Below are 20,079 nucleotides of genomic sequence, written 5' to 3' on the forward strand. Positions count from 1 at the left end.
GGCTTTCGATGTATGTTTTCAGGTTCCATTGTTATCTTTTTAACCGTCCTGTTCTCTGTTCGCCTTTAACAGACCTTTTGATGCATTCAAGTTGAATAAAAGTTTTTTACTTTTGTCGCCCTCGTCTTATTAAGGGGGGAATCATGTTGGCAGGCAGCTTTTACCCCCTTAATAAGGGGGTCGCCGCTTTATGCGGCGGGGGGATTTTGTTTAAAGAGAAGAAGATAAGTGATATGGCATGTCTATCACCGAATAAAAAATGGGGGATGACCATGTCGGGTTCTATTATTGACATCGGAAACGGGAATACTTATATTGTAAGACTGCAAAGTATTTTATATTCAGGAAAGGATTGTTTTTGAGAGGCTCACTGTTTTATTTCATTCTGACGTTCATACTGCTGCTCATTGTGTCAGGTTGTGAAAAAAACCGGGACAAAGCGCTGAACGGCGAACTGTTTTATCGGAACGCCGGAAAACTGAAAACAGCTTCCGCCCGGTTTGATTCGGTCACCAACTACGGAGGCAATTTCGGGAATGTCAGCATTTCCCTGACCGGAAAATACAAGGATGTCAGCGCGTTCGCCCTGGTCAAGTTTGGCAGGCCCCAGACTTCGATTCTCACAACACTGGGAAAAGCCAACCTGAAATTCAAGGTTTCCAAAGTATGGACCGAAGGTTTGAATGAGTTCGAGCTGTATGCTGCGAATTCTGATTGGTCGGATTCCACGAAAATTAATCCAAACAAATTTTTAGATGCATTGGGAGCTCCGCTTGCCGTACGGGCGGATACATCCAATACCTATTCCACCATGGTTTTTCCCCTGGATGAGACCGGAATGAACTACATTAAATCCTGGCTGACCGGGGGTTCATTCCTCCTGAAAAATTCTCCGGGAGGCAAGGCCATGATGGGAGTCTATACCAATCACGGTCTTTCTCCTCCGGAACTGGAGCTTTTCTCGTATTCTGATGCCGGAGAAGACACTACGTATATCAAATCCATCGGCGGGAACTATTCTTTCAGCCCCGGTCCCGGTGAAGATTTGCAGAGTAAGCGAAAAGGGATCATTTCAGAGGGCAATAACGGTGGATTCATCATGCATTTCACCCTTCCCGATTCATTTGCCCGCACTAACGCTGTCAACGGATGCAAACTGATTATGCCATTCGAAAAAAGTATCATTCCGCCCCAGAATAACCTGGCGGTCAGCCTGTACATTCTATCCGCCCCCTTTTCTGCAAGCGATACGACATCCACACTGACTTTAAGCCGCATCGATTATACCATAAAACCGGGCGATATACAGATGGTGGTGGATTTTTCTTCCATTATCAACACCATGTACAAAAGCTTGAATTATAATTACGGAGTCTTATTCAAACCCTCCAATGCTTCTAGTTCGCCTTCCGAGGTGATCGTATCCCCTCCCGATTCCATTTCCATCATATACACCACACTGCCGGAGGTTCGGTAACATGGCTCGTTTACTTTGGATTCTTCCGGCGGTCATGATCCTTTTTGCCCCAGTACCTTCCTGGTGCGAGCCGCCCTATGCCCCCAACGGCATCGGTGTACTCGTTCCGGATTATTCCGGAAAGGCAATGGGAATGGGAGGAGCCGGCATTGCTGCTGCGGACGGCATGAACATGTCCCTGGAGAATCCTGCCCTCGATTCTTCTTTTAAAAATCCCTGGTATGGCCTTGCAATGGTGTACAACCGTTCGACCACCTATATCGGCGGCGCTGAAGCGCCTCTATTTGCCAGGACAAATCCTACTCTGGTCAAATTTATCCTTCCGATAGTTCAGGGTTGGGCGATCGGCTGGGGAATCGCCCCATTTTCCAGAACGGACAGCAAAATACTGATGCCTGTTCATACCGGAGATATGTATACCGATACCGTGACATCCACAGGCGGAATCAATATCTCTTCGTTTGAATTGTCAGGGTCTTATAAAGCAGTGAGCATCGGGACGGCCCTGCGGTATAATTTCGGCGCTATCCAGGAGGAATGGTTCCGTCAGTTCAACACTTCAGATTCTTCATTTATAAACACGACTCATTACCTTAAGAAGAAATTGAACGGATACTCCGTTACCCTGGGCATGCTGGCAAAAGTCTACCGCGGCACCACGATAGGGTTCGGTTATACGACCAAATCTCCCATGGATATGATAGTGTCCGTACGTTCCGGCGATGCGGGGGATCCTGACATTCCGGTTGGAAAAGAAAGAATTGATCTCCCCGCATCATGGCGGATGGGTATATCCTCGGAGATTACGAAAAGATTATTCGCAGCGGTAGATTTTTCACGGGCTGACTGGACTAAGGCTGCTCATACCGACAAAGAAAAACAGATGTATAACGATACATACTCTTTTAACGCCGGACTACGGTTTATACCTTCGGTCAGCCCGATTGCCGGGTATTTTTCTACCATTCCGATTTCTATCGGTTTCAGGATGGGAACCTTGTATTACAAAAGCTATCCGCAAATTGCCGGCATTTCTGAAAGGGCGGTGACATGCGGGCTGGAGTTCCCTTTCAAGAAAAATACGGGCAGTCTCTTTACATCCTTAGAATTGGGAACCAGGGGGGACAAGAGTAAAAACGGATGGGATGAGACTTTCGTGAATGCAGGATTCTCTCTCATCGGTAAAATCAAGTAACTGAGGCTGATCAGAAACGCTGACAGGGGTAGCCATGTCCGGGAAGGCATTGATCGCCAGGACAATAGTCATTCTATACATTTTTCTTTCAGCCCCGCAGGTTCTGAAGGCGTCGGAATCTTTTTTTGCCGCCGATGGGACCGTCCGGGGAAGGGCTCTGGCCATGGGGAGCGCCTCTGCCTCGCTCGAAGATGATTTTTCTGCGGGGCTTTACAATCCGGCTGCTTTCCGGCTTAATGCCGCCCGGAACGAGCGCGCTTTCAGACTGTTCTTTAATCCGGCAGGCTCTGCCGCTGCTTTCCATGATTTTTCCAGGTATGATCGTGATTTCGCGGTGGACCGGAAGTTGACTGAAACAGAAGCACTCCTGGCGGCGTCAATGCTCCTGAAAGGAATGGTATTTACCACTCCGGCATTTGATTTTGGCATCTGTCTCAACGAGGATATTCTGAATTTGGATTCGACATTCATCGAATCCGGTCATTTTTTTTCCATCGAGCGGAATACGAAAGGAGCGTTTCACTCCTCTTTCCTGAATTTGAAGATTGCCCCGTCGATTTCCATCGGCATTACCGGAACGCTTTATGATTCCTGGAAAAACGGCCGTTACGAGACGGGCACAGGATATACCTTCGGGGTGCTTCTTAATCCCAATCCGAAAATGAAGATCGGGCTTGTATATAATGAGATGCCGAATGATTTCTCCGAAGGGCGTTACCCTCTGGAAAGCATCGAGGGAGGAACTGCCACCGGAGGTATATCATATTATCCCGATCCTCAGACAGTAATTTCGGTGGATGTCCGGAACCTGAACAAGGAAACCAAGGGGGCCGCCCGTGAGATTCATTCGGGTGTCGAGCGTGTTTTCGGGGAGCGGGTTGCACTGAGGGCAGGCTATTTCCGTAAGAAATCCACCGATTACGATGTGTATTCCGCCGGAATAGGTATTCTTCCGGCCTGGGGCAGGATAATAAAGTATGTGAATACATCGAGGAGCGATATCCTTACCTATACATTCATTTTGGAAGAAAGCAGCTCCACGAGACAATGGCACATGCTGTCTCTTCTCTTACGATATTGATCCTGACACGAGTTCAGGATGGCAACTCCTCGTCATACCGAACTTGTTGCCACTTCGCGGGAACGATGAAACTGTTTTGGCGTCATGGAATCGGAAAGGGATTTTTCAGATTATATAAGATGCCGCAGAATTATGATGCGGAGCATTTGACCACATGAAATATCATACTTTGCGGGAGGACCAGTCATGACAAACCGGTGGAAGCTGTTATTGCCGCTTCTGATTCTGTTCATTGGCCAGGGCTGTGCATCATCGGTAAAAAAAGCTCCGGAAGCGAGCGTCGCTCCAAAGGAAACCCAGGAAGAGAAGGATAAGGTAATCCTGGAAAGAATCGACCGTTATTCCGCGGCAATCCGGGATAACAAGAGCGAAATCACTGCGCTCCAGCAGAGGCTCAAAGAATTGGAAGACAAGGTGAATGCGGGCATGGCGGGTGAGAATACAGTTATCCAGGAGATCAAGGACAGCGTTACTTTCCTGAACGACCAGGTCCTCAGGATGGATAATGCCATGCGCGCCAAGAGTACCCCGGAGCCCAAGGAAGCGCCGGCAAAACCCAAATCCCCAAAAGCGGCCGGAGTTTTTAAAACCGATGGGTTCAAAGTGGATGAAGCATACCGTGATGCGCTCGCCAGCTATAATGCGCGGAAGTTCGATACTGCCATTGCGGGGTTCACCGAAATCCTGACTGTGGCGCCGTCAAGCAAGCTGGCGGTGAACGCCCAATACTGGATCGGAGAATGTTATTACTCCTTGAAGAATTACGATAAGGCATTGGAGACATTCAACAAGATTCTTGCCTATCCCCCATCCAATAAAACAGCGGACGCTCATGTCAAGATCGGGTTGACCTATTTGATGATGGGCAACAAAGGCGCTGCCCGTGAGGAGTTTAACACGGTGATCAGTAAGTACCCGGAGAGCAATGCCGCTATAATAGCCTCCGCTAAACTCGAGGTGCTGGGAGAATAATGGGTGTGTTTGGAAGCCTGAAGAGCCGGAATTATATTTTTTGGGGGGGAGTGTTTGCCGGCTTGGTGGGAACGGGTTTCACGGCAGGGGGAGAGGCTGCTGATTCGTATCCGCTTCCCCCTTCCAACAGACAAGTGGCGGAGAAAGTTCTCTTTAGTGCAGTGGAAAACCTCGGCATTCCCGAAGGAAAAGGCGCCGGGATTCTCTTTCGAACGGAAGGGACAGGCGCCGCCAGGGAGCTTTTGGGATTCATTGCCGAAGAATTTCTCCTGAAGCGAGGTTACCAGGTACATGAGAGCGGTAATTTTCCCGAATTCAGATTCGGTTTAGATACCCTGTATGTCAGGCTGGACCCCAGGGGAAAAGGAAAAAAACATTCGGTGGAAAGATTTGCCGAGGCCCGGATAAGTGCATTTTTCCAGGAAACTGAAAACAGCAGGAAAGTGTATAACGGGCGGGGGGTATTTGAAGATGCGTTTCCCTCACGGATGATCGGACATGTGGGACGGAACGATACATTTGTCATACATCACAGTACTTTATATAGTGTAGTCAAACCGGTTCTCTTCGGTCTTATCATGACCGGGTTGGTTTGGCTTCTGTATTCATACCGGGGGTAGATTTTTGACTTTACACTATCGTATCATACCTGTTTTTCTGGCTATGTTAATTGCGATTTCAGCCATAGGATGTGCTTCCAAGATGAAAGAAAAAGAATTGACCATGGACGCACATTTCTATTTCAACCGTGGCCTGGTGGAGATGAAAAAGAAGGATTATCCCAAGGCCATCGGGGATTTTCAGACGGTGGTGGAGTCATTTTCCGGTTCGGAAATTGTGGACGAGGCTCTTTTCAACCTGGCGGAGGCGCATTTTAAAAATGAGGATTACCTTACTGCGGCGTATGAATTCGAGCGGGTTTATGTCGATTATCCTTCGAGCGATTATGCTGCCCAGGCTCAGTACAAGAAAGCTCTCTCCTATTTCATGGAATCCCCGAAAGCAAGCCTCGATCAGGAAAACACCCATCTCGCCATCGATGAGTTCAACCGGTTTATTGAAAATTACCCCAATAATTCCCTTGAGGCGGATGCGCAAAGAAAGATCGAAGAACTACGGGAAAAGCTGGCTTACAAGGAGTACCTTGCCGCTCAACTGTATTACAAAATGAAATACTGGGATGCCGCCATCATCTACTACCGGTCGGTCATCAAGGAATATCCACGGTCAGCCTGGGTGGACGACTCCGAGCTCGGCATCGGACTGGCCTATATAAAGAAAAAGGAATACAGCGGCGCGGCTGAAGTCTTGAAACAGCTTATCGCCGGTGAAAAAACAGATTCCGGCGTCAGGAAAAAGGCGTCCAAACTACTTTCGGAAATCCAAAAATATGGAGAAAAAAAGTGAGAAAATCGCCCTGTTCGGCGGCACCTTCGACCCGGTGCACCACGGCCATCTCATCATTGCCCAGGCGGTTATTGAAGAGGCCGGTCTCGACAGGGTGATTTTCGTGCCTTCTGCGCGGCCGCCGCATAAAAACAGGGATATCATGTTCACAGCGGAAGACCGTTTCCGGATGCTTTCTCTTGCCCTTGACGGCAACCCCCGTTTTATCCTTTCTGACATGGAAATAAAACGGAAAGGGCCATCCTATACCATTGACACGATCCGGGAATTCAAATCCAGCCTTCCTCTGAATACCAAACTGTATTTCCTGGTGGGGATGGATAATCTGTTCGAGATGGAAACCTGGAAAGACCCTGTTGAAATTCTTGCTGAGTGCGTTATCCTGGCCGCAGACCGTGCATGCCGCCAGGGCCGTGAAATCCCCGATTGGCTTTCCGGGCGGGTACAGAAAGTGATGACGCCGCTCATAGATATTTCCTCTTCCGATATCCGCCGCCGCCTCCGTGAGGGAAAAAGCGTCCGTTATCTTGTTCCCGAAGCGGTGAACGGGATGATAGAGAAAATTCTGCAAGGATGAAAAGTCCCGAATTTAATTTTTTCCGCTTACTACGATGCGTAATTCCCGAAAAAAACCTTTGCTATTGAGATCCCCGTTTGCTATGTATTGATAAGCAGAAACACTATGATAATTGTAGAGGTAAGGGTATGAACTTGGAGATTCTATCACCCGACCGGCTGAGCGCCCTATTGAAAGATTTCAAAGAACACCACGGAGCGGAATATCATTTGCGAGCGCTGGGCTACTTTGGCTCCTACGCCCTCAACACTGCGACATCCGAAAGCGATGTGGACATTGTATTCGATACCGACGCCCCCAACCTGTTCATGACCGCCATGATGAAACAGGACTTGGAGGAACTACTGGGATGCCCGGTGGATGTGCTGCAGTTGCGCGGATTGACCAACCCCCGGTTGAAGGCACGCATCGAGAAGGAAGCTGTATATGTATGATCCGGAAATTGTGCGCATCATTTTGGAGCACTACCCCACGGCGCAGGCAATCTACCTGTTCGGGACCTACAGCACGGAGTTCGAACGGCCCGACAGCGATGTGGATATCGCGATCCTGCTGCCTCATTCTGATGCTAAGCGAGAGGGATTCATGACCTTTAGCGATGCGGTTGTAGCCCTGGAGCGGCTGCTTGGCAAGGACGTAGATTTGATCAATCTGCGCCAGGTGTCCACCGTATTTCAGAAAGAAATCATCATGGTAGAACGGCGTATTTTTTGTGCCAACACATATGCTGCAGATGAGTTCGAAATGCTGACACTTTCGTTTTATCAAAAACTCAATGAAGAGCGTGCCGACGTGCTTGCCGAGGGATTACGCAGCGGGAGGTTTTACAACATTTGAACGAGATCATCCTGAATAAAAAGCTTAGCATCGAGCGCTGTATCAAACAGATTAACACATATTATGCTTTAGATACAGGCCTGCCTTTCAATAAAGACTATCTCAAGCAAGATGCCATTGCCTTGAACCTGCAGCGAGTCTGCGAACTGACGATTGACATTGCCAATTACCTCATCAAAAGCAAGAAGCTGGGTTTGCCCCAGGAAAGCCGGGATAGCTTTGCCCTTTTAGAACAAGCCGGTCTGATTCAGATAGGGCAAATGAACATGCTGCAAGCAATGGTGGGGTTTCGCAATACGCTTGTGCATCAATATCAGAAGCTGGATCTGAACATAATGGTTGATATAATCGAGCACCATATGCTTGATCTGCTCGACTTTGCCAATTGTGCATTGAAAGCGATGGATTAACCAATAGCCACTTATCTTGTTTTTTCCGAATCGCCCTGGGCCTTTTCGCCCTTACCCTCAGAGGATTGCGGGGTCCCCGGCTTTTGTCCTGCAAAAGTCGGGGTGCCTCAGGGGGCTGCCTCTCAAAGAGTTATCTCTTTGGGCACTGCAAAATTCACCAACGAATTTGGAGAAGAACCATAATAATAGACTTGAGAAATAAATTCTTCTTGTCACTATGTGCTATTCTGCATATATTCTGCATATATTCTGAACATACTTAAAAAAAGCTTCAATCGCAGTTACCCCGTCCGAAAGCAGGCAATGTACCGAAAATCATTGTCCTTTTTTGCAGGCATCTCGAGGCGGAAACCCTCACCGAAACCCTTTATTCCGGCATCTCCGAGATCCTTTAAAGCCAGGGCGCTAACCTGAAAGAAAAATATATACTCCTCGATTCCTCGGGGACGGCATGAGAAAGGCAGAAACCAAGCATGAACGGAGACAATATGCGGGCTTTGAAAATTGCGCTGAAACCGATTCCTGCCGGGTCATTCCAGATGGGGTCAAGTGATCATTCCGATGAACAGCCAATTCATGCGGTAACATTGTCCGCATTTCAGATGAGCGCTTATGAAATAACACAGGGGCAGTACAAGGCTGTGATGGGTACGAATCCTTCTTCTTTCAAAGGTGATGACAACCTTCCGGTGGAGCAGGTGTCTTGGTGGGATGCGAGAAAGTTCTGTAATGCAGTAAGCGACAGTTCAGGATTTGGCCGTTGCTATTATGATGAAAGTACGGACGCGTGTGATTTCACGAAGAACGGGTTCCGTCTGCCGACCGAAGCTGAGTGGGAATATGCCTGTCGTGCCGGGACAACGACGATGTATTATACGGGCGACAATGTAAGTGACCTTGACCGCGCCGGTTGGTATTGTTACAACAGCAGCAATAAGACGCACCTGGTTGGCCAAAAGACTCCCAATACCTGGGGATTATACGATATGCATGGGAACGTTTGGGAATGGTGCAGTGACTGGTATGGGAGCTACACAAGCGGAAGTGTTACAAATCCCACAGGTGCACTATACGGTGCCGGCCGCGTTATCCGCGGCGGCAGTTGGAACGGCTACGGCTACGGCGACGTTTGCCGGTCGGCCGTCCGTGGCGTCAGCTTCCCGGACTACTGGACCCTCGATATCGGGTTCCGTGTGGTGCGCCGTCCATGAAGGCAATCTTTTGAGCACTCGAACCTTGATATTTGATACTTGATACGGGGGAGGTGCAGGAGGGGGTGTCCCCCTCCTGCCTTTTTTTAATCCCCCCGCCGCTTCGCGGCGACCCCCTTATCGAAGGGGGTTAAAAACCTTGTGCGACCGATGGTTTTTCCCCCTTAACAAGGGGGATGTCCGAAGGACAGGGGGATCTTCTTTCATATGTCTGAACCATGATTCGTGGGATTAGAGGATTACCATGATTGAAAATAATCAAGCTAATCCCATAATCAAGTAAATCAAGGTTCAGACAATAAGTAGGAACATTATTATCAGACTTTAGAAGTCTATTGAATAGTCGAGCCTTTTGCAAAAGGCTCAGTTTAGAAATGAATTTCGGACATACCATGAATCCTCAGAGAAAAACACTCTATCTTTTCGACGGCACCGCGCTGGCCTACCGCGCCTATTTCGCATTTATCCGCAACCCTCTTATCAACTCCAGGGGCGAGGATACCTCGGCCGCATTCGGATTCACCAACACCATTCTCTCCCTGGTCCGGGAGAAGCAGCCCGACTATCTGGCAATCGTGTTCGATACCGGCAGGAAGACCTTCCGTCATGCACTCTACCCTCTCTACAAGGCTACCCGTCAGAAGATGCCCGAGCCGATGATCAGCCAGGTTCCCCGTATCAGGCAGGCGGTGGACGCCCTGGGGGTTCAGCGTCTGGAAGTTGAGGGGTACGAGGCTGACGATGTGATCGGCACCCTGGCGGTGAAAGCAGAGAAAGAGGGGTTCGATGTAGTCATGGTAACCGGGGACAAGGATTTTATGCAGCTTGTCGGGCCCCATGTCACCATGTTTGTTCCGATGAAAAATGAAGTGATCACACCGGAAGTCATCATGGAAAAGTACGGCGTTGCCCCGGACAGGGTAGTAGACCTTCTGGCGCTTATGGGGGATGCTTCCGATAATGTTCCCGGAATTCCGAAGGTCGGCGAGAAAACAGCACGCAGCCTCCTCGAAGAGTTCGGCTCCCTGGATGAGATTCTCGCCCGATGCGACGATATCCCAAAACCTGCACTCCAGGTCTGCATCAAGGAAAACCGCGAAATCGCTCTCTTATCCAGGGAACTGGTTACCATCAAAACCGATGTGCCGGTGAATATCGATCTGGAAAGCCTTAAATTCAAGGGTTTTTCCGTTGATACCGCTATCCCTTTCTTCCGGGAGATGGAATTTACCAGCCTTATCAATGCAGTAAAACAGCCCGGAAAACAGAAAGAATCGAAGACGGCGGTCAAAATAATCACCCCGGGAGAAATGGAGGCCTGTTTCCGGGAGTTGTCCCAATCCGTAGAGATCGCCATCGATATGGAGACCACCTCGGAACTGCCCATGAATGCAGAGATTGTTGCTTTCGCCGTCTCTTCCGGAGAGGGTGCGTCGTATTTTCCGCTCAGGCATGACGGTTACGAAAATCTGGATTCCGAGGCTATGCTCTCCCATCTGAAAAAACTGTTTTCGAATAATACTATCAGGAAGACTGTCCACGACGCAAAATACAACGAGATAATTCTCAGGCGTCATGGTTTCGATACAGCGCCTTTCAACTTCGATACCCTGCTTTCGGCTTATGTACTCGAGCCGGGCATCCGGGGTTACGATATCGAAAGCCTTGCGGATATCCACCTTAAACACCGGCTGCAGTCGCTTGGCGAGCTTACCGGCAAAGGGAAGATGAAGAAATCATACGCCGATCTGGATATGGAAACTGCCGCAGTGTATGCCGCAGAAAAGGCGGAAATGATCCTTTCGCTGGGCAGGTATTTCGGGAAGAAACTCGCAGAAGAAGGAATGACCGCGCTCTATGCCGACCTGGAGATACCTCTCATGGAGGTGCTGGTCCAGATGGAGATGAGCGGGGTGCGTATCGATGTCGATGTCCTCCGGAAGATGTCGGAGGAGCTTTCCGGCGAGATGGAAAAACTGTCCGGACGAATCAGCGAGCTGGCCGGGGAGGAGTTCAACATCAATTCCCCCAAACAGCTCGGTTATATCCTCTTTGAAAAACTCAAACTGAAGCCGGCGCGGAAGGGAAAGAGCGGGTACTCCACCGACATCGAAGTTCTGACAAAGCTGGCGCAGGAGCACGGTCTGCCGGGGCTGATTCTGGAATACCGTCAGTTGTCCAAGCTCAAATCCACCTATGTGGATGCTCTCCCGCTCATGATCAATCCCCGTACCGGCAGGATACACACCTCTTTCAACCAGGCGGTGACCTCCACCGGCAGGCTCTCCTCCTCCGATCCAAACCTCCAGAATATCCCGATCCGAACCGAGATGGGGCGAAAAATCCGCCAGGCCTTCATCGCCGATCCGGGTTACTGCCTCCTCTCCGCCGACTATTCACAGGTCGAACTCCGTATCATGGCGCACATCTCCGGAGACCCGGTTCTGACCGAAGCGTTCGAAAGAGGCGAGGATATTCACACGAGCACTGCCTCCCTCATCTTCAATATTCTGCCCGGCCTGGTATCTCCGGAGCAGCGCAGGCAGGCGAAGATCATCAACTTCGGGGTCATGTACGGAATGGGAGCGCATTCTCTTTCCGAGCAGCTCGGGATCGGCTTCACCGAGGCCCGGGAATACATCAGCAACTACTTTGCAACCCATTCCGGTGTTCGGGCGTATGTAGAGCGTATAATCCGTGAGGCCGAAACGAAGGGGTATGTGACCACTCTCATGGACCGTAAGCGGTATCTGCCCGATATTTACAGCGGGAACCGCGGTGTCGCCGAGTTCGCCAAACGGACAGCCATCAATACTCCCATTCAGGGAAGCGCGGCAGACCTCATCAAACTGTCCATGATCAACCTCTCGCGGCGGCTGGCCAACGAGAGGTTAAAAGCCTTCATGATCCTCCAGGTGCACGATGAACTGGTGCTGGAAGTGCCCGTGGATGAAATCGATACGGTACAGCCTCTGGTCAAGGAGGTCATGGAGAACGCGATGAAGATCAGTGTTCCGCTGGTGGTTGAAACCGGTTATGGCCGGCACTGGCTGGAAGCGCATTGAGAAAAAAGAATACAGAAGACAGAAGACAGAAGAAATACAATGCGATATAATTAGTTACCCATGTGGGTGTTTAGATGCCGAAACGAGTTCGGCATGACACGTGTCATCCTGAACTTGTTTCAGGATCTATCGGGTAATAAACATAAAATGACAGTCATTTGTAAGGATCAAAAATAGAGTATGCGAAATCGTGAGAATTGGCGTATATTATACAGAAATAGTTCTTTCATGCTCTGTACAGATCGCGTCAGTTTCATTCTGTTTTCTGACTTCTGTCTTCTAACTTCTGTTATTGTGGGGGCGACCTGGTTTCGACGGGAACAGGTGAGGCTCTGATTGCATGTCGAGGAACCGATCATCCTCGTTAAACGGTCGGAAAAAAATCTAACTGCAGACGATTATTCGTACGCATTAGCCGCCTAAGAGCGGCTACGTTTCTCCCGGTTGCGCCTGCCCGGCAGGGAAGAAACGTCGATCAGGCAGGATAGCGGCGCGGGGGGTCTCCTCCCGCTACGTGAACCTTTAGGAGACTGGCGTTCGTATGGGCGTGCCGGCGGGCATGTGCGGACGCGAGAACCGAGCGCCGGCTAAACATGTAGATATCGGAGTAGCACGGTTTTCGGACGCGGGTTCGATTCCCGCCGCCTCCACCAATTATTTTCAATGCACCCTTTTCTGCGATTTCACTGGCTTTCGACCTGAAAGTTCCCGGAAATATCCGCGTTTTTCCCCATTTCCCTGCGCAGTATCTTCCGCTCATCTTCATTCATCATACAGTCGCTGGAACAACCGGGAGCACAGAGCCCGTCGCAGGGCTCGATGTTCACTTGCCAGTTTCATAAACGGTGTACTCGCAGTAATATCGTGGCCGTAAGGCGGTTTTTTTCAGGAAGTAATATCCCTCTGTCGCCCTGAGGCGGCTTACAAACATATCTTTCGGCGCATTAAGGGGGACCAGCCGGTTATCGAACCGGACGAGCGGTCCGGCATCTTCCGACCTGATATCCGGCGAGAGGACAAACCTGCGAACCCCTCGCTTCGAAAGAAATTCCACCGCTAAAGGATTGACTACATACAAAAATGGCCCGGCAGTAAGATCCACAGCCGGATATTTTTCCATAAGACTCAACCAGCCGTAAGTCGGGATCATGAAGCGTGTATATCCTTTGGAAACCAGTTTCCCCACCCACTCCCCAGCCGCAGCGACCATCGCCTCGGACATAAACAGCGGCGGAAGGATCATCACATTTGGAGCGGGCGGAACCTTCGGTATTTCACCAACCTCCAGGCTGTAAACGGTGTATTCCGTCTTTTTCGATATCTCCGGTTGTGGGAAGTCGGCATACAGAAAAAACCGGGAACTTTCCTCCACGCACTCGTGATTTTTCAGAATCGCCGCCCTTTTTTCCATGATCCTGTCATATCGCGCGTTCCTTTCCGTTTCCGCTCTTTCGAGGAAGGAATCATGGAGTTCCAGGTAAAACCCCCTGCGAATCCTCTTGAGTTCGCTTACCGGGCAGAAAAGATTCTCTTCGATATGGCAGACGATTGTCTTGATATGGAAAGGATACTTGTCGACCTGGGAAAAAATCTTCTCGCAGGTCTCGTGGTTCAGAGGGCTGGAAACCGACTGCATGGTTTTAAGGGGATACACTTTTTCCCATGGGGTGGGAAATCCTCCGGCAACGGTCGCTATGTGAATACTGTCCTGTATAATATGCAAATTCAGCGAAAGAGTTTCAATACATATTTTCTTTCGCTTCTTTTCGAGCAGGCGGCGAATATTCCTCGGGGCGCTCCTGCCGACATGATAAACGGTGAAAGGCGCTGTATATCCGTCTGTCCGCAGGGCCGCCGCTATTTTCCATATCAGTATTTCTTTTCCTTTCCCGCTCCGTTCCCTGGAAAAGTCGAGTAGAGCGCCCTCATGGATATTATTACCCCGGGCATCCTGGATACGGAGGCGCAGGCCTTTCAGAGGTTTCAGAACATGGTCAATCCTGACTTCCTTTCCCCTGATACCCTGCACTTTCCCGAACACTTCTCCTGATGTCCCCGTGGACAATTTCTGCACCAGCCGGTCGTACTCCGGACCTCTCACGAAATACCCCGATGCCGATTCTCTCTGTCTGGCAAGCTCCTGAGGCACTTCGACAAGCTCAGCGCCCGCTCTATCGGTGCTCGCTCTATATGTATCTAGCATTTTCCTGTATGCGGAAACCGTTTCGGCGACATAGGCGGCATTTTTCAGTCTTCCTTCGATCTTCAGTGCGGAAACGCCCGTCTCGATAAGTTTCCCGATCACTTCATAAGCCTGGAGATCTTTCATGGAAAAGGGGTATACGGTTCCCTCGTTCGTTCTGAAAGGGAACCTGCATATCTGGCGGCATTCGCCCCGGTTTCCTGATTCACCGTACAGGTACGAAGAGGCCAGGCAGCACCCGGAAAGGGAAAAGCACATCGCGCCGTGAATGAAAACCTCGTATTCGAGAGGAACCTGTTTCATGACGGCGCCGATTTCTTCCAGGGTCAGTTCTCTTGGAAGTATGATCCGGCGAATCCCCTGGGAACCGAGAAACTTTGCATGGAGGGAGTTATGGCAGAACATCTGGGTAGAAGCATGGATGGGCAGTTCGGGATACTCTTCCCGCAGAATGGAAATAACCCCCCAGTCCTGGACGATAACAGCATCGGCCCGTATTTCCCGGAGCAGCTCTATCAGGCGGATGAGATCGGAAATTTCACGGTCGAAAATCAGGGTGTTCAGGGTGATATATATCTTTTTTCCCGCCTGATGAGCATAATCAGCCGCCAGATGAAGCTCCTCCCCGATAAAATTCTTCGCCCTGCGGCGGGCGTTGAAATCACGGTAACCGAGGTAGAAAGCATCGGCGCCGGCATCGAAACCGGCTTTGAATGTCTCAAGAGAGCCGGCGGGAGCGAGAAGTTCGGGGAGTTTTAGCATAGACACTATCAAATATTCTTGCATTTTGAAAACCTCACCCGCCCTTTGGGGACCCTCTCTATCCACCCCACAAGTGCAAGCACTTGCGGGGACCCCGGACTCAGGAGAGGGGAAATAAGGCCAGTTTCGAGTCACCCCTCTCCTGACTAGGAGAGGGGACGGGGGTGAGGTAATGAACCCGAAATTCGTGCCATCATGAACGCAATATGAATAAACACAAAAACTTGCGCAATTATTTATGTCGTCATGTCTTCACAAATAAAAAACAGGGGACGGATTAATTGTCCGCCCCCTTTTAGAACACTTTCAGGAATAAAACTCATTTCTTTGGCGCAACTCTTGGCTTCGGTGAGAGTTTCACATCCGGAGCCTGTGCGGATGTCGGGGCCGGCGGGGAAATTTCAAGGAGCTCGATCTCGAAAATAAGCAGGGAATTGGCGCCAATTTTGGGCGTAGCCCGTTCGCCGTAAGCCAGTTTCGGTGGAATGAACACCTTCCACTTGGAACCCACTTTCATCATCGGGATGATCTCGGTCCAGCCGGGGATCACCTGGTTTACAGGGAATTCGATCGGCTGGCCGCCGTGTACCTGCGAACTGTCGAATTCAGTACCGTCAATCAAAGTTCCCTTGTACAGAATTTTTACCGTGTCTGTGGGTTTCGGCATGGGCCCGGCGCCCTCTTTCATCACCGTGTACTGGAGGCTGTCGGGAGGAAGGGTAATCACGCCTGTTTTTTTGGCATTCTCAGCAAGGAAAGCGCTGGCCTTGGCCTGATTTTCAGATTTTTCTTTTTTGAGTGCGGTTTCCTGTTTGGCTTTCAACTTTGTAGAAAAAGCGTCCATAACCTTGGCAATATCGCTGTCCGGAAGGGCGGTGGCTTTGTTATCAAGGATATCGGTGATGCCTTTCTGGAACATGGCGAGATTCAGATCGGCGGGATCGATCTTGTTATCTTTGAAATTACGGCCGATCTGCATACCGATAGCGTAGCTGGCCTTATCCACATCGTTCTTGAATTCAGCTTTTCCGCCGCCTTTATTTGAACACGCAACCAACGGCAGAGAAGAAATAAGCAAGGCAGATAAAAGAAATCGTAAAGCCTTTGCTTCCTGCATAACTGCTCCTTTTTAAAATGGTTTTCGTACCCTGTACTCTTATGAGATTGAGAGATTCCCAGGGAAACTGTGAAAATAACATGGTACATCCGAACATATATTATCAATACACATGCATAAATGTGCTCATATCGCAAAATACCTGCTTAATATACATGATTTTCTAATGTTTTAAAAGAATTAAATACGCTAAAAAAGAAAAAATTACCGTTTTTTCCAAAATCCTCGAAAAGATTGTAAAAAAAGTGGGTTATTCTCCAAAAAAGTTTGTAAGGTGAAAAATCCTTACTTCACCAAAACCATTTTCCCATACCGTGTAAAGTTTCCCGCCCTGAATTGGTAAAGATACACATTGCTTCCAAGAGCATTTCCTTTATCATCGGTCCCGTTCCAGGTGATCCGGTGGGATCCGGAGGGCATGATCCTGTTTTCGAGGGTGGCAATTTTTCTGCCGAGAATATCGTATATGTCAAAGGAAACGCGGTATGCCGCGGGAAGAGAATACGTGATGGTTGTAGAGCTATTGAACGGATTCGGTGAATTGGGGGAAATCGTAAACTGTTCCGGTTTTTCATCATACACCTTTGTTACAACCTCATCTGCAAGGGAATAAAAGACCTTTTGAGCTTCACGATACCGGGAAAAAACCTTTTCTTTCTGCAAGCCGTATTCAAAGTGATTCGCGGAATCGAGAAGCGCGATGTGCTGGTCTATCCAATGAGCAAAATACATTGCATCTTCACGGGAATGCACGGGTTTATTGTTGAGTATGACGTACACCGGACCGGAATGGGCATCACCCTCGAAGTCGTCGAAAGGAGATCCTTCCACCCGGCAGGAAATCCAAGAGCTTCCCGTCAACGGTATTTCCTTCGTAATAACGGCTTTTTCTCCACTGAGCGTTCTCTCCTCAACCGTAGCGCCGTTTACGATAAAATAAAGCTTCTCCAGGCCGCCGATCCAGCGCGCGTCGACAGTAACAGTGACTGTCTTTGCGCCGTTCGGCGCATCGAGATGAATTTCGGAACCGGGCAGCTCTCCATTGACGGTGAAAAAAACAACAGCCCCTGATGATACAAAACTGCGGCCGTTCACGGATGCCTTTATCCATGCATCATAATCGAGCCGGTCCTTTTGTTCCGGAACATAAGCATATGAGCGGACTGTTCCAGAAAGAGCCCCCATAACCACTTTTTTATAAACCGTGTTGTTCAAAAGAGCGTCCGAACCGGCGAAAGGAGGTATTTTGAATCCACAATTCAGCAGCCGATACCAGACATAACGATTCCATTCATCATACTGCCAATACATGTAGATCTGCATACCATCCATTTTGCCGAGGGCGATATCGGCGGGAGTTTCAAATGCCAGGTTACGGTTCGTACCGACATTTTCCATCCGATGGAAAGGTTCAAACCAGAACGGGTGAGTCGCTGTGACGATGCCGCCGTATGCATGGGTTTCATCACAGGCATCCATTGCAGGCGGGTAGGAATACCGATAGGGAGATGCGCCGTCGTAAAAGCCGTTTCCCCATGTGGACAAAGGCTGGGAGTGATTCATGATAACCATATGATTCTGCCAGGTGTAGGACCGCCACTCTTCGCCAATGGTCATGGGGTAAAAAGGCTGTGAAAACGGAAACACCCCTTTTCGGAAATATTCATAGTTATAGACAGTGTTATACGACCCCATGCAGATCAAGTGAAGAATGTTCAGATCCTCAGCCAGTTGATATATATAAAGGGATTCAGGCGTCCGCCGGTCATAATTGTTGACCTGATTGTCGCACGAGTACCAGCCCATCTCCTTCATGTGAATCCATCGCTTGAGCGAACGTGAAATGGTACATGTTTCCGTATTGTTTCCGGGAATTTTTATCAATTCATCATGGATGGGGACATATTCATTTCCCCGTGCAATCGACAGATAATAGGCGCCGGAAAACACCTGAAAAGACATATCTCCCGGAGATACAAAAAACATTCTGTTATTGAGATTTTCAGATAATCCCGGGAGAAAGAACTGCCCTTGAGAGTCGATAAGAAAAATTCTGCAGGGCAGCAATTCACCGGTATCAGCGTCTCGGGTAATCAGGCGGACGGTTACCCGCACCGGCGCTTTCGGTGGATTCCCGATTGCCAGGATGGGAATTTCCCGGTCATCCAGTTCAATCATGATGAAAGCCTGTTGTTCACCCTCAATTTTTGGGGAAAAGGTAATTGTTATGTAAAGACTGTCGGAAGGCATCACAATCCCGGATTCCGGGCTGATTTTAAACTGGCCGTTCGAAACTCTGATTCCTTTAATGGTAACCGGCTTGGAGCTATTATTTCTCATTACCACGGTACTCGTCCCGGTCTCATTCACTTTAATGTCACGTATTTTGATAAGGGAAGAAGACAGTGAAACCGTTTCCATGCTTCCGCTGTTCCGTACATCTCCATGGAATTTGGGCCAGGATGTATGCGCGATACCTGATCCGGCGCCGGTGTCGAGAGCATAAAGATATCCGTCTGAAGAAACGGTGTATAAGATTCCCGTTTCATTTATCGTGGCGCCTGTAGTCCATAGAGAACCGCCGGTTCTATATTTCCATTTCAATGTGCCTTCGGGATTGAGCGCATACAAGTGCCCGTCATCGGAGCCGACATACACCGTCCCGTCGCTTCCGACAACCGGGTGACAACCAAAACTTTTATTCTGCACAGCATATTTCCAGAGCAGGGCGCCATCAGGATTTATTGCATAAAAATATGAATCACATGATTCCACATAAATGGCGCCGTTATCGCCGAGCGCCGGTGATGAACCGATTTTATCGCCTGTTTTGAATTTCCATTTCAAGGTTCCGTCGGGAAAAATCGCATAAAGATATTCGTCAAAAGAACCTATGTACAGGATTCCATCATACCCCGCGGCGGCGGAAGACCAATGAATGATGCCGCCGGTTGCATATTTCCAAATAAGGCTGCCTCGAGGGGAAAGCGCGTACACCTGGCCGGCTCTGTCGCCGAAATACACCGTGCCGTCGATGGAAATAAGGGGCGATGAGGCAATTTCCCCGCTCGCCTGATATTTCCACTTAAGCGTCCCGTCAGGATTGAGTACATACAGATTCCTGTCATACGAACCGAATACAATCGTTCCGTCAGCGGCCAATGCCGGAGTGGAACGTATCAAACCGTTCGTCGAAAAACGCCAGAGGAGATTCCCGTCCGGTTTCAGGGCATACAGGTAATTATCGAATGAACCGAAATATATATTCCCATCTTTGTCAATTGCCGGAGAATCGTCGATCGGTCCGTTTGTGTGATACTGCCATTTTTTTTTACCGTCCGGAGTTACTGCATAAAGGTTTCCGTTGCTGCTGCCGAAATAAATGGTTCCATCGAAACTGATGGCCGGCGATGACGCGATATAGTTTCCTGTGGTGGGCATTTTCCAGACAAGATCCCCCGGAGCAGCCCATATCGTAAAATTATTCACAACTAAAAATGCAAACAGGAATCCCAGAAATTTTAAGGGGGGCTTTTTCATGAGAAGGAGTCCATATTCCCCTGCGAAAAAAATTGAATAACCTATACCAGGTGTGTCGTTAAGTAAGCTAGGGTGATCATCCGAAAGGTTAATCCCCCCTACCCCCCTTATTAAGGGGGAAAAAGAAAATTGTTTCTATATGTAAACATTTATTAGTATTTAACAGAACCCTCTCTCTAAATTCCCCCCTTAATAAGGGGGGATGCCGAAGGCAGGGGGATCTTT

The 20,079-nt window shown here is 49.2% G+C and carries 17 protein-coding genes and 1 other RNA gene; 14 read left to right on the forward strand and 4 right to left on the reverse strand.

Annotation, left to right across the window (positions count from 1 at the left end):
- Positions 1–143: 143 nt before the first annotated feature.
- The 14 genes from Q8O92_13660 to ssrA all read left to right on the forward strand — a co-directional run bounded on the left by Q8O92_13660 (position 144) and on the right by ssrA (position 12,885).
- Positions 144–362, forward strand: a complete 219-nt coding sequence (locus Q8O92_13660; protein MDP2984361.1) for a hypothetical protein — start codon at positions 144–146, stop codon at positions 360–362.
- Positions 359–1,477 carry a hypothetical protein gene (locus Q8O92_13665; protein MDP2984362.1) on the forward strand — a complete coding sequence of 373 codons (1,119 nt, stop codon included), beginning with the start codon at positions 359–361 and terminating at the stop codon, positions 1,475–1,477. The genes Q8O92_13660 and Q8O92_13665 overlap by 4 nt, the downstream gene beginning before the upstream one ends.
- A 1-nt stretch (position 1,478) precedes the next feature.
- Entirely contained in the window at positions 1,479–2,672 is a 1,194-nt protein-coding gene (locus tag Q8O92_13670; protein ID MDP2984363.1) for a hypothetical protein, read from the forward strand.
- A 34-nt stretch (positions 2,673–2,706) separates the two neighbouring features.
- Positions 2,707–3,753, forward strand: coding sequence for a hypothetical protein (locus tag Q8O92_13675; protein ID MDP2984364.1), 1,047 nt, complete (start codon positions 2,707–2,709; stop codon positions 3,751–3,753).
- Between the two features lie 186 nt (positions 3,754–3,939).
- Positions 3,940–4,725, forward strand: coding sequence for a tol-pal system protein YbgF (gene ybgF / locus Q8O92_13680; GenBank protein ID MDP2984365.1), 786 nt, complete (start codon positions 3,940–3,942; stop codon positions 4,723–4,725).
- On the forward strand, positions 4,725–5,345 hold the full coding sequence (locus Q8O92_13685) for a hypothetical protein (GenBank protein MDP2984366.1): 621 nt from the start codon (positions 4,725–4,727) through the stop codon (positions 5,343–5,345). Before ybgF ends, Q8O92_13685 begins: the two co-directional genes overlap by 1 nt.
- Positions 5,346–5,388: 43 nt before the next feature.
- A complete protein-coding gene (gene bamD / locus Q8O92_13690; GenBank protein MDP2984367.1) occupies positions 5,389–6,132 on the forward strand; it encodes an outer membrane protein assembly factor BamD in 744 nt (247 codons plus the stop codon).
- Positions 6,116–6,709, forward strand: coding sequence for a nicotinate-nucleotide adenylyltransferase (gene nadD, locus Q8O92_13695; GenBank protein MDP2984368.1), 594 nt, complete (start codon positions 6,116–6,118; stop codon positions 6,707–6,709). Before bamD ends, nadD begins: the two co-directional genes overlap by 17 nt.
- 128 nt (positions 6,710–6,837) lie before the next feature.
- A complete protein-coding gene (locus Q8O92_13700) occupies positions 6,838–7,143 on the forward strand; it encodes a nucleotidyltransferase domain-containing protein (GenBank protein ID MDP2984369.1) in 306 nt (101 codons plus the stop codon).
- Positions 7,136–7,546: a nucleotidyltransferase domain-containing protein gene (locus Q8O92_13705; GenBank protein ID MDP2984370.1), complete on the forward strand. Its 411-nt coding sequence runs from the start codon at positions 7,136–7,138 to the stop codon at positions 7,544–7,546. Before Q8O92_13700 ends, Q8O92_13705 begins: the two co-directional genes overlap by 8 nt.
- The gene (locus tag Q8O92_13710; GenBank protein ID MDP2984371.1) at positions 7,543–7,956 is read left to right on the forward strand and encodes a DUF86 domain-containing protein; all 414 of its coding nucleotides are present in this window, start codon (positions 7,543–7,545) and stop codon (positions 7,954–7,956) included. Before Q8O92_13705 ends, Q8O92_13710 begins: the two co-directional genes overlap by 4 nt.
- A gap of 488 nt (positions 7,957–8,444) precedes the next feature.
- Positions 8,445–9,167 carry a formylglycine-generating enzyme family protein gene (locus Q8O92_13715; protein MDP2984372.1) on the forward strand — a complete coding sequence of 241 codons (723 nt, stop codon included), beginning with the start codon at positions 8,445–8,447 and terminating at the stop codon, positions 9,165–9,167.
- Positions 9,168–9,559: 392 nt separating this feature from the next.
- Positions 9,560–12,232 (forward strand): DNA polymerase I, encoded by a 2,673-nt coding sequence (polA, locus tag Q8O92_13720; GenBank protein ID MDP2984373.1) that lies wholly within the window; start codon positions 9,560–9,562, stop codon positions 12,230–12,232.
- Between the two features lie 296 nt (positions 12,233–12,528).
- Positions 12,529–12,885, forward strand: a transfer-messenger RNA (tmRNA) gene (ssrA, locus tag Q8O92_13725).
- Positions 12,886–12,915: 30 nt separating this feature from the next.
- Here ssrA and Q8O92_13730 read toward each other — a convergent pair.
- From Q8O92_13730 to Q8O92_13745, 4 genes are all read right to left on the reverse strand, one after another.
- The gene (locus tag Q8O92_13730) at positions 12,916–13,059 is read right to left on the reverse strand and encodes a hypothetical protein (GenBank protein ID MDP2984374.1); all 144 of its coding nucleotides are present in this window, start codon (positions 13,057–13,059) and stop codon (positions 12,916–12,918) included.
- A complete protein-coding gene (locus Q8O92_13735; GenBank protein ID MDP2984375.1) occupies positions 13,056–15,221 on the reverse strand; it encodes a DUF3656 domain-containing protein in 2,166 nt (721 codons plus the stop codon). The genes Q8O92_13730 and Q8O92_13735 overlap by 4 nt, the downstream gene beginning before the upstream one ends.
- A 295-nt stretch (positions 15,222–15,516) precedes the next feature.
- Positions 15,517–16,314 carry an FKBP-type peptidyl-prolyl cis-trans isomerase gene (locus tag Q8O92_13740; protein MDP2984376.1) on the reverse strand — a complete coding sequence of 266 codons (798 nt, stop codon included), beginning with the start codon at positions 16,312–16,314 and terminating at the stop codon, positions 15,517–15,519.
- Positions 16,315–16,599: 285 nt separating this feature from the next.
- Positions 16,600–19,854: a PQQ-binding-like beta-propeller repeat protein gene (locus tag Q8O92_13745; GenBank protein ID MDP2984377.1), complete on the reverse strand. Its 3,255-nt coding sequence runs from the start codon at positions 19,852–19,854 to the stop codon at positions 16,600–16,602.
- Positions 19,855–20,079: the final 225 nt, after the last annotated feature.

The sequence above is a fragment of the Candidatus Latescibacter sp. genome, assembly GCA_030692375.1.
GTDB lineage: Bacteria > Latescibacterota > Latescibacteria > Latescibacterales > Latescibacteraceae > JAUYCD01.

What these genes read in the sequence shown, in the direction of transcription:
- Q8O92_13700 (MDP2984369.1), top strand. Translation starts at nt 6,838, where the DNA reads ATGAACTTGGAGATTCTATCACCCGACCGGCTGAGCGCCCTATTGAAA.
- Q8O92_13735 (MDP2984375.1), bottom strand. Translation starts at nt 15,221, where the DNA reads ATGCAAGAATATTTGATAGTGTCTATGCTAAAACTCCCCGAACTTCTC.
- Q8O92_13670 (MDP2984363.1), top strand. Translation starts at nt 1,479, where the DNA reads ATGGCTCGTTTACTTTGGATTCTTCCGGCGGTCATGATCCTTTTTGCC.
- polA (MDP2984373.1), top strand. Translation starts at nt 9,560, where the DNA reads ATGAATCCTCAGAGAAAAACACTCTATCTTTTCGACGGCACCGCGCTG.
- Q8O92_13715 (MDP2984372.1), top strand. Translation starts at nt 8,445, where the DNA reads ATGCGGGCTTTGAAAATTGCGCTGAAACCGATTCCTGCCGGGTCATTC.
- bamD (MDP2984367.1), top strand. Translation starts at nt 5,389, where the DNA reads ATGTTAATTGCGATTTCAGCCATAGGATGTGCTTCCAAGATGAAAGAA.
- Q8O92_13685 (MDP2984366.1), top strand. Translation starts at nt 4,725, where the DNA reads ATGGGTGTGTTTGGAAGCCTGAAGAGCCGGAATTATATTTTTTGGGGG.
- Q8O92_13675 (MDP2984364.1), top strand. Translation starts at nt 2,707, where the DNA reads ATGTCCGGGAAGGCATTGATCGCCAGGACAATAGTCATTCTATACATT.
- ybgF (MDP2984365.1), top strand. Translation starts at nt 3,940, where the DNA reads ATGACAAACCGGTGGAAGCTGTTATTGCCGCTTCTGATTCTGTTCATT.
- Q8O92_13660 (MDP2984361.1), top strand. Translation starts at nt 144, where the DNA reads ATGTTGGCAGGCAGCTTTTACCCCCTTAATAAGGGGGTCGCCGCTTTA.
- Q8O92_13745 (MDP2984377.1), bottom strand. Translation starts at nt 19,854, where the DNA reads ATGAAAAAGCCCCCCTTAAAATTTCTGGGATTCCTGTTTGCATTTTTA.
- Q8O92_13705 (MDP2984370.1), top strand. Translation starts at nt 7,136, where the DNA reads ATGTATGATCCGGAAATTGTGCGCATCATTTTGGAGCACTACCCCACG.
- nadD (MDP2984368.1), top strand. Translation starts at nt 6,116, where the DNA reads ATGGAGAAAAAAAGTGAGAAAATCGCCCTGTTCGGCGGCACCTTCGAC.
- Q8O92_13740 (MDP2984376.1), bottom strand. Translation starts at nt 16,314, where the DNA reads ATGCAGGAAGCAAAGGCTTTACGATTTCTTTTATCTGCCTTGCTTATT.